At 64.9% G+C, this 13,011-nt stretch carries 8 protein-coding genes; 5 read left to right on the forward strand and 3 right to left on the reverse strand.

Features of this window, described 5'->3' with window-relative positions; genetic code table 11:
• The first annotated feature begins 18 nt into the window (after positions 1-18).
• Positions 19-1,146: a hypothetical protein gene (locus tag A3K89_RS11625; protein WP_068425436.1), complete on the forward strand. Its 1,128-nt coding sequence runs from the start codon at positions 19-21 to the stop codon at positions 1,144-1,146.
• 90 nt (positions 1,147-1,236) lie between these two features.
• Positions 1,237-2,553, forward strand: coding sequence for a S1 family peptidase (locus A3K89_RS11630; RefSeq protein WP_174551409.1), 1,317 nt, complete (start codon positions 1,237-1,239; stop codon positions 2,551-2,553).
• Between the two features lie 474 nt (positions 2,554-3,027).
• Here the strand turns inward: A3K89_RS11630 and A3K89_RS11635 are convergent, their stop codons facing one another.
• Complete coding sequence (locus tag A3K89_RS11635) at positions 3,028-3,729, reverse strand: hypothetical protein (RefSeq protein ID WP_068425438.1); 702 nt, start codon at positions 3,727-3,729, stop codon at positions 3,028-3,030.
• 536 nt (positions 3,730-4,265) lie between these two features.
• On the opposite strand from A3K89_RS11635, the gene A3K89_RS11640 reads away from it, so the two are divergent.
• Both A3K89_RS11640 and A3K89_RS11645 read left to right on the forward strand, forming a co-directional pair.
• Complete coding sequence (locus tag A3K89_RS11640; protein WP_068425441.1) at positions 4,266-7,745, forward strand: (Fe-S)-binding protein; 3,480 nt, start codon at positions 4,266-4,268, stop codon at positions 7,743-7,745.
• A 171-nt stretch (positions 7,746-7,916) separates the two neighbouring features.
• Positions 7,917-8,858, forward strand: a complete 942-nt coding sequence (locus tag A3K89_RS11645) for a hypothetical protein (RefSeq protein WP_068425443.1) — start codon at positions 7,917-7,919, stop codon at positions 8,856-8,858.
• A gap of 124 nt (positions 8,859-8,982) precedes the next feature.
• On the opposite strand, the gene A3K89_RS11650 is transcribed toward A3K89_RS11645, so the two are convergent.
• Together A3K89_RS11650 and A3K89_RS11655 are read right to left on the reverse strand one after the other, a co-directional pair.
• Positions 8,983-10,893 (reverse strand): dipeptidyl-peptidase 5, encoded by a 1,911-nt coding sequence (locus A3K89_RS11650; protein WP_068425444.1) that lies wholly within the window; start codon positions 10,891-10,893, stop codon positions 8,983-8,985.
• An 11-nt stretch (positions 10,894-10,904) separates the two neighbouring features.
• Positions 10,905-11,612: an SOS response-associated peptidase gene (locus tag A3K89_RS11655; protein WP_068426203.1), complete on the reverse strand. Its 708-nt coding sequence runs from the start codon at positions 11,610-11,612 to the stop codon at positions 10,905-10,907.
• On the opposite strand from A3K89_RS11655, the gene A3K89_RS11660 reads away from it, so the two are divergent.
• The gene (locus A3K89_RS11660; RefSeq protein ID WP_371828795.1) at positions 11,611-12,948 is read left to right on the forward strand and encodes a pyridoxal phosphate-dependent aminotransferase; all 1,338 of its coding nucleotides are present in this window, start codon (positions 11,611-11,613) and stop codon (positions 12,946-12,948) included. The two genes, A3K89_RS11655 and A3K89_RS11660, sit on opposite strands and share 2 nt — an antisense overlap.
• The last annotated feature ends 63 nt before the right edge of the window (positions 12,949-13,011 follow it).

Consider the following 13,011-nt stretch of genomic DNA (forward strand, 5'->3'; position numbering starts at 1 on the left):
TGCGCCGTACGGTTCGCCATGGTCCGACCCGAGGTCAAAGCTGAGATGTACAACCGGCACGCGCAGCCCGCGCACAGTTCGTCCACCGGCGAAGCACTTCCCGACGTCGGCTTGTTCATCGACGACGACCGAGCCATCGCCGCGGTGTCGCACCCGCTGCGTTCCAACCCGTCGCTGCACGTTGCGTCACTGCATCCGACTGTGCTGTTCGTGCATGCTGACGGCTCTGCCTCTCTCGGCGGCACCGACGACGCCGACGCCACGGAATTCACCGGTTTCATCTCCGACACCGACGACCGCGGCGGATTCAGCGCCTCGGACCTCACTGCGATGACGATGTTGTGTCTGTTGAGCGACGTTTCGGGCCCGACGACCAACGGAGTCGACGCCCTCGCCGCTGCGGCGACCTACCCTGCCACGTGGACTGCCGAGCACGTCGGATCCGTGCGGGAATCCATGAACCGTCACGGCCTCGGGCACGTCGCGCTCGTGTCGGAAGCCGAAGCACTGCGAGCGTGGTCGGAAAGTACCTTGTCGACGTGGGCCGGATCGGATTCCGGTATCGCCGCCGCGCGCGGTGCCGCAGCGATGGCAAGTGCGTATCCGGTCGACGCGGTGACCGAGAGAATTCCGGTGGCCGGAGAGCGTCGGACGTCGACGCGCACTCCTATCCTTCTTGCAGCCGGCTTCGCTGCCGTGCTCACGCTCGCGGCCGGGGTCACGGCGTTGGCCTTGCGCGGCTCGGATGCGACGGTCGTTCCGACGATCGACAGCGCCGACGTCGCTGCACCTACGACAACCGTCTCCTCACCTGCGCCGCAGATCCCGTTCCCGACGGTCGTGCCCATCGTCGTCGAGCCCGAGGCGCCGGCGGTACAGGTCCCGACGGTCGAGGTCACCACACCTCCCGAAACGACGCCTCCGGTCGTCGAAGAGCCAGTCGCGACGCGGCCAGCGGCTGACGCAACGACCACCACTCCCGACGCCACCACTCCGGACCGTCCCGAGGAGGAGCCGTCGACGCCTGAGGTTCCGGAGGAGGACCAGTCGGAAGAAGTCGACGAAGGCGACGGCAGCACCGTGCCAACCGCGACGCCTGACACGGGTCAATCGATTCAGACGCCGGATACTCCTGCGTTCGGGTAGCTCCCCCGCACGCTGACCTGCGACGGTGCCGGCTGCACACACTCATGCCCTAAGGTGGGGCGCTGACACCAGACCCGATGAAGGGATTTCATGCGTAACACGGGGGCACTGCGCGCCGCAGTGATCGGTTCATCGGCGTTGTTGTTCTTCGCTGCTTTCTCCATTCCTGCCTCGGCTGCCCCCGAGGGAACCGTCGTGCAGGGTTCCGCGGATCAGCTTCCGCAGGAACTCGCCGACGCGGTGATCCGCGATCTGAAGATCTCGCCGCAGGAGTATTTGGACCGCGCTGCACGCGCGCAGGAATTGTCGACGTACGCATCCGATTTCCGCGCCTCGCGTCCCGGTGATTTCGCGGGCGCCTGGATCGGCGAGGACGGTGAGGCCGTGGTCGCCGTGACGTCGCAGGACGCTGCGCGCGCCGTCGCGAAAGACGGATTCGGCACCGAGCAGCGCCCCGTGTCGGCGGACGGTCTGGAACAGTCGCTGGGCGAACTGAACAAGTGGGTGGCGTCGCTGCCTCGTGAGGTCTCGAGTCAGATCAACGGAACCTCGATCGACTTTCTCGACAACCGAGTCGTCATCGACATCGCGAACAGCGACATCGGACGCGCACTCAACCTCCCGACTCTGCTGGCCAATCTGAAGGTCAATCTGTCTCCTGGCGGACAGCAGCCGGCCGACCCGTCGCCGATGGGTGGAGACACCTACATCACGACGTCTGCCCCCATCTCCGAGGTGCCGACCACCGACATCAGCATCTGCTCGTTCGGGTTCAATGCCGTCGACGGTTCCGGCAATCCGGTCAATCTGAGTGCGGGACATTGCAATCCGAATGCGGAGACAGGTGCAGGCGGCGCCCCGGTGTACTTGCCGAACCCCGCTGACGTACACAACAGCACGCAGATCGGGCAGTTCCAGCGTTCGAGCCTCGGCACGGGCAATGCGCTCGACTGGTCGGTCATCTCGTTGAACGACAAGGCAGTTCAGTCCGGACTCGACCGCCCGACCGTGCGCGGCGCCAACGGCAGCACCGTAACCATCACCGGCTCCGCCGATCCCGTTGTGGGAGCGCCGGTGTGCAAGTCGGGTCAGTCGTCGTCGTTCACGTGCGGTGTCATCGCAGCCGACCGCGTCGAGACACAGCTGTTCATGGACGACGGCACCAGCCGTACCGTCCGCGGATTCGCCAGTACCGCATGCACTCTGTCCGGTGACAGTGGTGGCGCGATCGTGACGGGCACGCTCGCTCTCGGTGTCACCAGTGGCTCGAACAGCGGTGGCGCGCCGAACTGCACCGAAGCCAACATCACGCTCGCCCACTTCGGTGGCACTGCGAGCCTGGGCATTCCGATCAACGCCATCGCAGCGGAAACCGGTACGACGGTGCGGACCGCTCCGGTCGACTAGTCCACTTCGGCTCGACTAGTCCACTTAGCTCGAGAATGGGCCATCGCAGCACGTGCTGCGGTGGCCCATTTTTTGGTCTCCGTGCGGTTCGTGGCAGACGCTCACCATTTCGTCAGACGCGCGCTTGTTTGCTAGCCATTCGCCGCGCGGCTAGCGAATCGGTGAGCGTCTACGGCCGGGGTGTCGACACAGACTGCAGAAACCGGCAATTCGGTTCGTGCGCCATATAATTCGTTTCGCACACTACGAGCTCGACCCCCTCGAATATCCCCGACGAACTCGTCGCCGAACAGATACGGAATCACATGCTTGGACTGCTTGGAGTTGCGTTCGACCTCATCGGCTACGCCGTGACCATCATCGCCGAAGGGATCAAACTCTCCTCCCCCGGCACGTTCAACTGAACTGGCCCCGTACACAACTCAGGCCCGTCACCACGGAGGTGACGGGCCTGAGTTTGTTTGGCGCTACGAATCAGTTCGCAAACTTGGTGGTCCCGGGGGGAGCAATCAGAGTGTTCACCAGGTCGACGCCGGCAATCACGAGCGTCGGTCCGCCAGCTGTGATTGTTCCGGCTAGTGCGCCGATTGGCGCGCCGATCAGGGCGCCCCCGATGCACGTAAGAACAGCGGCGGGAATTCCGACGACCGTAAGGGCGGGCGGCGTTCCGCCGATGAGGCAACCGACACCTGCTCCGACGATGGATCCGCTCAAACTACCGATTGCGGTCGCGAGCGCCAGCTGGGACGAGAACGTCTGCTGAGCCTTCAAGTTCTCATCGGGGGACGCAACGGTATTTACAGCCGGAAGGTCGCTAGAACGAAGCGAAGCCTTGTTGAAGTCGAGCTGCGGGACCAGGCGGAGCGTCTTGCCGTCGTTGTCGACGTTCTGCTCGTACGGGAAGTTGAGGCCACCGAGGTTGAAGGACAACGGCAGGGTGACGAGGACCTTGTCGGCCTGGTCGAGAACGTCGACCGTCTTGCCGTCGTCGGCGACCTTGAAGACACCGGCGTCGATCGTCGTGACGATCGTGCGGTCCTCGAGGTGCGACTCGTAGTTGACGTCGCCCGACTGCGCGGGAGCGTCTGCGGCCGGGTCTGCATAGGCAGTTCCGCTGGCGAGTCCCATCGCGGAGGCAACGAATGCCGCCGTAACGACCAGTTTGCTGAGTTTCATGTCGAGATTGTTCCGTTTCTATGCAGGAGCCTGGCTGTACTGATCATGAGGGGGCCCGTCGACGCAGAAACACCCCTGACTTGAATCCGCGAATATGTCGGTGCTGCAGCAGCATAACGTACAAGTCGGACCGCGCGTTATCGTCTTGCCACCTTCCCGAGTCCGTTTCTTTGCAAAGGCCCTGCAAAGCACAGGAAAATGCCAGCGCACAGTTTCGATGCCCTCAATTTCAGGGGCAAACGTGACCCGTTCGAGACCTCGCGGTGAACGCAATGAACGCAACTTAGGTCTGCCTTCCGATTCACCCTGTCGGGGCCTGGGAATAACGTGAGCCGTCGGACGCTACCTACTGACCGGTTCAGCCCACCGCGACGAAGGTCGATCCGCAGAACTACCTGCACCGCCCTCGCCGGGCGGTGCGAAGTTACTCGTCAGTACACCGAAGTTGTTACTGGTGGGTAACTTGGCTACGCTTAGGCTGATGGGGCTGACCCGAGGTGGCTCTCCTTGCTGCCGATGAACGAAAGGCCGCTTACATGAACGCCCTGACGATCACGTTGGGCACGGTCGGTGCGCTGTTGAGTCTCGTGTGTTGGTACGCGTTCATTCGCGGCGCACTGCGGATGTTCAACATCGTCCGACTCGGCCAACCTGCTCCGGACCGTTGGCGTCCGATCGTCCCTCGCTTCAAGCAGATGGTCGTCGAGTTCCTGGCTCACACCAAGATGGTCAAGTTCCGGACCGTCGGTTGGGCGCACTGGCTCGTCATGATCGGCTTCATGCTGGGCGCGGTCGTGTGGTTCGAGGCCTACGGCCAGACGTTCAACCCCGAGTTCCACTGGCCACTCGTGGGCAACACGGCGGTCTACCACCTCCTGGACGAGATCCTCGGCCTCGGAACGGTCATCGGTATCACGACGCTGATCATCATTCGTCAGCTGAACCACCCCCGTAAGCCCGAGCGTCAGTCGCGCTTCGCCGGGTCGCGCTTCCAGGCCGCCTACTTCGTCGAAGCCGTCGTCCTCATCGAGGGTCTCGGCATGATCTTCGTGAAGGCCGGCAAGATCGCCACCTACGGTCACGCCAATGCGTGGACCGATTTCTTCACGATGAACCTCGCGAAGCTGCTGCCCGCGAGCCCCAACATGGTTGCGGTCTTCGCGTTCGTCAAGCTGATGTCCGGCATGATCTGGCTCTACATCGTCGGCACCCGCATCAACTGGGGTGTCGCGTGGCACCGCTTCACAGCATTCCCCAACATCTACTTCAAGCGCATGGACGACGGCACCGTGGCTCTCGGCCCGGCCAAGCCGATGATGTCCGGCGGCAAGGTCCTCGAGATGGAGGAAGCCGACCCCGACGTCGACGCGTTCGGCGCGGGCAAGATCGAGGACTTCAGCTGGAAGGGCTGGCTCGACTTCACCACCTGCACCGAGTGTGGCCGCTGCCAGTCGCAGTGCCCCGCGTGGAACACCGGCAAGCCGCTGTCTCCGAAGCTGCTCATCATGTCGCTGCGCGACCACAGCCACGCCAAGGCGCCGTACCTCCTCGCCGGCGGCAAGAAGGATCTCGGCGGTGACGAGGTGGGTCTCGTCGACGCCGACGGCAACCCGGATCAGACGAAGCTCGACCGGATCCCGCAGGCTGCGCGCGACGAAGCCGATCGCAAGCTCGTCGCCGACGCAGTCGAGGGCGGCATCATCGATCCCGAGGTTCTGTGGAGCTGCACCACGTGTGGCGCCTGCGTCGAGCAGTGCCCGGTGGACATCGAGCACGTCGACCACATCATCGACATGCGTCGTTACCAGGTCCTCATCGAGTCGGAGTTCCCGACCGAGTTGGCGGGCCTGTTCAAGAACCTCGAGAACAAGGGCAACCCCTGGGGCCAGAACTCGAAGGACCGTCTCAACTGGATCAACGAGATGGACTTCGACATCCCGGTCTTCGGACAGGACGCCGACTCGTTCCAGGATTACGAGTACCTCTTCTGGGTCGGCTGCGCCGGCGCCTACGAGGACCGCGCGAAGAAGACCACGAAGGCCGTCGCCGAACTGCTCGCGACCGCGGGCGTGAAGTTCATGGTGCTCGGCGCCGACGAGACCTGCACCGGTGACTCGGCCCGCCGCGCCGGCAACGAGTTCCTGTTCCAGCAGCTCGCGATGCAGAACATCGAAACGCTCAACACCGTGTTCGACGGCGTCTCCCGGGAGAAGCGGAAGATCGTCGTCACCTGTGCACACTGCTTCAACGCGCTCGGCAACGAGTACCCGCAGGTCGGCGGCGACTACGAGGTGGTTCACCACACGCAGCTGCTCAACCGTCTCGTGCGGCAGAAGAAGCTCATCCCGGTCGCCTCGGTCAGCCAGGACATCACCTATCACGACCCGTGCTACCTGGGCCGTCACAACAAGGTGTACGACGCTCCCCGCGAGCTGATGGCCGCGTCCGGCTCCAACCTGAAAGAGATGCCGCGTCACGGTGAGCGGTCCATGTGCTGTGGTGCCGGTGGTGCCCGCATGTGGATGGAAGAGAACATCGGCAAGCGCATCAACATCGACCGGGTCGACGAAGCGCTCGAGACCAACCCCAAGAAGATCGCCACGGGTTGCCCGTTCTGCCGCGTCATGCTCACCGACGGTGTCACGGCACGTCAGGAAGGCGGCGCACACGAAGGCGTCGAGGTCGTCGACGTCGCGCAGCTGATGCTCGAGTCGATCACCCGCGTCGACTCGTCGGTCCTCAGCGAGAACATCAAGGTCGTTCCCCGCGAGCTCACCCCGGAAGAGAAGCTCGAGTCCGAGAAGATCGCGGAGGTCGAGGAGAAGGGCCGCGTCGAGGAGGTCGAGGTCGCTGCCGAGGGTGTCGATCCCGAGGAAGCTACCGAGAAGGCACAGCCCGCCAAGGCGGCAGGCGGCCTGAAGATGAAGGGCCTCGCGAAGGCACCGGGAGCCAAGGCGCCCGGGGCGAAGGCGCCAGGAGCGAAGTCCGAGAACGCCGACGGTGACACGGCGGCCGACGCATCGAAGCCCAAGGGTCTCGGTCTTGCCGGCGGCGCGAAGGCTCCCGGCGGTAAGGGTCTTCAGGTCAAGGGCAAGGCACCGGGCGCGAAGTCTGCGGCACCGAAGCCTGCCGAACCCGCAGCAGCAGAGTCGACGGCCGACGCGACGTCGGAGGCACCTGCCGAAGCGACGGAGACGAAGCCGACCGTCAAGCCCAAGGGTCTCGCCGTGAAGTCGGGCTTCAAGAAGCCGGGCGCCAAGGCACCCGGCAAGCCTGCGGCAGCTGCGGCGCCGACGGCCGAGGCAACCCCGGCACCGACGGCCGAGACAGCCGATGCGCCCGCAGACGCTCCGGCCGAGTCGACCGATACGTCGGCAGCGCCTGCGTCCGAGTCGATGCCGACGGTCAAGCCCAAGGGTCTCGCCGTGAAGTCCGGCTTCAAGAAGCCAGGCGCCAAGGCACCCGGGAAGCCTGCCGCAGCACCTGCGCCCGCGGCGGAACCTGAGCCCGCGGCAGGACCACAGGCTCCCGCCGAGGCCACATCGGAAGCCCCAGCGAATGTGCCTACCGAGGCGAGCGCACCGGAGTCAGCTGCTACCGAGGCGAGCGCACCGGAGTCAGCTGCACCCGAGGCAACGACGTCGGAGACGTCGGCACCGGTTCAGGAGTCGAAGCCGACCGTCAAGGCCAAGGGTCTCGCCGTGAAGTCGGGCTACAAGAAGCCAGGCGCCAAGGCACCCGGTAAGCCTGCAGCAGCCCCGGCGTCTGCCGAGCCTGCCGCGGAACCGGCCGAACCGGCTGCGCCGACCCAGCCGACCCAGGAAGCGGAGGCACCTACCGAATCCGAGCCGACCACCCCGGCTCAGGAGACGAACGCGCCGGAGTCGACGGCAACCGAGACGACGCCGGAAGCACCTGCCGAGACGTCGAACGGGGATGCTCCGGCTCCCCCGGCGGCGAAGCCCGGTGGACTCGTCTTCCGTGCCGGAGCGAAAGCACCCGGTCGACGGAAGTAACCTGGCACCTTTTTCACCGACTTCGCCCCCGCGCTCGCGTCAGAGCCCGGGGGCGAAGTCGTCAACGGGGGTGCTTGGTCCGCGATCGCCGAGTTATCCACAGGCACATACTTTGTCCACATTTTTCGAATCGGTCTTGTTCGACGCTGAATCCGACGCCACTATTCGCTCATGACTCGCATCGTCTCCCGATCCGACGCCCTTGCCCGCGGATTTTCCGACGCCGAACTGCAGCGTTACTGCCGCACCAAAGCGTGGCGTCGGCTCCGCCCCGGAAAGTTCGTCAGCCGAAGCGAATTCGACACACTGTCCGCGACGGAGAAGCACAGGGTCGTCGCGGAAGCTGTGTACAAATCGGCGACCGCAGACGATACGGTCGTCAGCCACGTCAGCGCTGCGGTGTTCCACGGCCTCGACGTCGAAGCATCCGATCTTCGACGAGTTCACCTCACCCGCAACCGAATCGGCGGTAGTCGAAAGAGCAAGCTACGCATCGTGCACGCGGCGGCGTACTCTCCATCCGAAGTCACGCTTGTCGACGGTGTACGAGTCACGACGCTTGCCCGCACGATCGCGGACATCGGCCGGTCCTTGACCTTCGAGAACGCGGTCTGCCTTGCAGATCTCGCCGCACGCAGAAAAAAGCTCACGCGCGACCAGGTCCTCGCAGTGCTCGATGCATGCCCGACCCATCCCGACAACAGGAAAGCGCGTCGGGTAGCGAATTTCATGGACGGTAGGGCCGAGAGTGGCGGCGAATCGCTCTGCCGCATCGTGCTGCACGAGTTGGGTTACGCCCCAAGACTTCAGGTAGGTCTTGCCGACGCGGACGGAGAATTCGCTCGGGTCGACTTCTACCTCGACGACATCTTCACCGTCGTCGAGTTCGACGGCCGAATCAAGTACGGCCGACTCGTGCCCGAGGGTCAGACACCGTCCGACGTCGCATGGAAGGAGAAGCGACGCGAGGACCGAATCCGTTCGGGCGGTGCGCAGGTGGTGCGCCTGACGTACGACGACCTGCAGCACCCCGAACGGATCGCACGCACCATTCGCGCCGCCGCAGACCGCGCGCGGAAATCCCCGCCGCCGACGCTGACGATCGGTCGATAGCTGGAACCTCTCCTGCAGAGCTGGCACCTCCCTTGCTGAGCTGGCATGCCCAATTGCGTCCGAGCAGAGAGGCGAGCTCGACAACAGCGGTGCTAGCTACCCCGCAGCTCCCGACCTCCCCCGATCACGGCCTCCACAGCTCGAGTTCGGGAATTCCCGGCGGGGTGAATCCGAGCACCTGGCCGTAGAACGACAACTCGGATTCGCGCGCGTTCACCTGTGTTTCGAGCTTGCGGAAACCGTGCGACTCCCCCTCGTACGCGAGGTACGCGTGCGGAATTCCCTTGCGTACCATCGCGTCACGGAAACGCTCGGCCTGTGACGGGGGCACGATGGGGTCCGACAGCCCCTGCAGCAGCAGCACCGGGCACGACAAACCGTCGACGTTGTTGACCGGCGCCCGAGTCCGGTACAGGTCGATCGCCTCGGGCAGCGGGCCGATCAGCCCGTCGATGTACCGGGATTCGAAGTCGTGCGTCTCGGCGACGAACAGTTCCAGTTCTGCAACGCCGTAGTACGAAGCGCCACAAGCGAATACGTTCGACGACGTCAAGGCCGCCAAGACCGTCCACCCGCCGGCGGAACCGCCTTCGATGGCCAATCGTGCAGGGTCGGCGAGGCCCGCGTCGGCAAGACCCCGAACGGCGGCGACGGTGTCCTCGACGTCGACGATCCCCCACTGTCCACGGAGCCGGTTGCGGTACTCGCGGCCGTACCCACTCGACCCGCCGTAGTTGACGTCGATGACTCCGATTCCGCGGCTGGTGAAGTAGGCGAAGACCGGGTTGAGCGCGGGCGCGACGTGCGCTGTCGGGCCACCGTGCACGAAAGCGACGTACGGCGGCAACTCCCCGTCCAGCCCTTCGTACTCGGGGTTGCGTGGCGCGTAGACGATGGCGTGCACTTCGCGCTCGGGGCCCTGGAAAGTTCTGGCTTCCCCCTGCGGGAGGTACTCGGCGTCGGGAATCGTTTCGATGCTCGACCGAATGTCGGTGACTTCTCGCGTGGAGAGGTCGAGCTGCCGCAGACCGCCCGGGCTCTGTGCACCACCGGCTTTGAGCAGTACGAGCGAACCGCGACGGCCACCCAGCGACACCGACGTCAGCGGCCCGAGGTCGATGTCGTCCATCGCGCCGGTGGCGGGATCGAGAACGCCGAGCGTCTCGGTGCCGACAGTGCGGACGGTGAGCAGCTTTCCGTCGTCGAGAATCGAGTACCAGCGCGCACCGAGTTGCCACAGCGGCGCGCCGAAGTCCGCCTCGGCCGGGTACAACGGCGTGACGTCGCCGCCGAGCGCGACCGTGTAGAGGTTCCACCATCCGGTGCGGTCGCTGACGACGTACAGCGACGTCTCGTCGATCCACTCCGGCTGGAGCACCGATTCCTCGGTGCCGCCGAGCACGGTCTCCCACGTCCCGGTCGCCAGATCCGCGACGCGCAATTCCGTTCCGTCCCACGGCATCTGCGGATGGTTCCACGCAATCCAGGCAAGCTTGCTGCCGTCGGGCGACAGACGCGGGTACGCCAGAAAGTCGGAGCCGGAGACTATCGATCGAATTCCTTTGCCGTTCAATGCGATTGCGCAGATGTCTCGGCGGATCTCGTCGCCCTCGTGGGTCTCACGTACCGCGAAGACCTCGTCGCCGACAACCGACAGTTCGGCGAACCTGACCGATGCCGCGACGTCCGGCTTGTCGGTCAACGGAACCGGCGTCTCGCCTGGCACGGCAAGGTAGACGCGCTGATCGGAGAACTCCGAGAACACGATTCGGCCGTCGTCGGTGGCGGCCCACGCGCCGCCGCCGTACTCGTGCACGCGAGTGCGCGCGTTGAACGGCTCGGGGAGCAGCGACTCGACGCGGCCGTCGGTGTAGCGACAGATGGTCGTGCGACCGTTCTCGGTGGGACGCATCTCCGACCACCAGATCTGGTCGCCGACGAAGCGCCCGCTCTCCACCGGATGTCCGCTGGCCGACAGGTCGGTCGCGGAAATGGGAGACGGCCAGGATCCGAAGGGCAGCGCGGTACGAGTCACGACGACCAGTATTACCCGACCGGTGTCAACAATTCCGGGCTGTTGTTCCTGACGCTGTTGACGGCCGTGCTGACCTCGTAGGGGACCAGCCTGGGTTCCGGGATGGCCGCGAGCATCTCCTGCACCGAGTTCAGATCGGTGATGGCCGGATTCAGCCAGTCGGACCGCATGTTCTCGGGGACGATGACGGGCGACCGATCGTGGATGTGTCCGAGTGCGTCCGCGGCAGGAGAAGTCAACACCGTCACCGACCACAGCCAGCGATCGGGATCGTCCTCGGGTTTGGCCGGATCGCGCCACAGCTCGTACAGGCCTGCCATTGCCAGTACCCCCTCCTCGTGTAGGAAGTACGGGACCTTCTGGCCGTCGCGCTTCTCCCACTCGTAGTAGCCGTCGGCGGGGACGATGCAGCGGCGACGGGCGGCCGCCTTCTTGAACGACGGCTTCTCGGTGATCGTCTCGGACCTCGCGTTGATCAGGCGGCTCCCGATCTTGGCGTCCTTGGCCCACGACGGGATCAGACCCCACCTCACCGACCGGAGTTGGCGGACGGCGTCGGCCTCGGGTTCGTCCTTGGGTGCCCGCTCGAGAACCGTCCTGACCGTCTGCGTGGGCGCGACGTTGTACGCCGGCGGAAGCTCGTCGCCGACCGTCTCGGCGATGTCGAAGACCGCACGCAGATCACTGTCTGTCTGGGTACTGGCATACCGTCCGCACATGCGACCGATTGTCGCACCGAGCACCGACATCGGCACCCAGGTGGACTGGCAGCGCAGAATGCACACCTGGCACGATGGGGTTGTGAGCCATCCGCACCAGAGCCACCAGCCGCGTATTCACCGCCCGCTGCAGCAGTCCACCAAGCTGCAGAACGTTCTCTACGAGATCCGGGGTCCGGTACACGCGCACGCGGCGAGGCTGGAGGCCGAGGGACACCGCATCCTCAAGCTCAACATCGGCAACCCTGCGCCGTTCGGTTTCGAAGCGCCCGACGTCATCATGCGTGACATGATCGCCGCGCTGCCGTACGCGCAGGGCTATTCGGAGTCCAAGGGCATCCTGTCGGCCCGTCGTGCGATCGTCACCCGGTACGAGCTCGAGCCAGGATTCCCCGAGCTCGATGTCGACGACGTCTACCTCGGCAACGGCGTCTCTGAGCTCATCACGATGACGATGCAGGCGCTGCTCGACGACGGGGACGAGGTGCTCATCCCGGCACCCGACTACCCGCTGTGGACGGCGATGACGACGCTGTCCGGCGGCAAGGCCGTGCATTACCTGTGCGACGAGGACAACGACTGGAACCCCGACCTCGCCGACATCGAATCGAAGATCACCCCGCGCACCAAGGCGCTGCTGGTCATCAATCCGAACAATCCGACGGGTGCGGTCTACTCGACCGAGGTGCTGCAGGGCATCGTCGACCTGGCACGACGCCACCAGCTACTTCTGCTCGCCGACGAGATCTACGACCGAATCCTGTACGACGACGCCAAGCACACCTCGCTCGCGAGCCTCGCTCCCGACCTGCTGTGCCTGACGTACAACGGGCTGTCGAAGGCGTATCGGGTCGCGGGTTACCGAGCCGGATGGCTCGCGATCACAGGGCCCAAGGAACACGCGGCCGGGTTCATCGAGGGCATCGACCTGTTGGCGTCGACACGCCTGTGCCCGAACGTGCCTGCACAGCACGCCATTCAGGTCGCGCTCGGCGGTCACCAGAGCATCGAGGATCTGATTCTTCCCGGCGGCCGCCTGCTCGAGCAGCGCGACGTGGCGTGGGAGAAGCTCAACGAGATTCCTGGCGTCTCGTGTGTGAAGCCCCGTGGCGCGCTGTACGCGTTCCCGCGTCTCGATCCCGAAGTGCACGAGATTCACGACGACGAACGGCTCGTGCAGGATCTGCTTCTGCAGGAGAAGATCCTCGTCGTGCAGGGCACCGGGTTCAACTGGCCGGGCCACGATCACGTTCGCATCGTGACACTCCCGTGGGCGCGGGACCTTTCCGTCGCCATCGAACGCTTCGGTAACTTCCTCGCGTCGTACACGCAATAGCGTCGGAAAAGAGTTCGTCGCGCGTTCACGTCGTCGGGAACCGGTGGAGAATCCACCGAAGTG

This window comes from Rhodococcoides kyotonense (genome assembly GCF_001645385.1).
Taxonomy (GTDB): Bacteria; Actinomycetota; Actinomycetes; order Mycobacteriales; family Mycobacteriaceae; genus Rhodococcoides; species Rhodococcoides kyotonensis_B.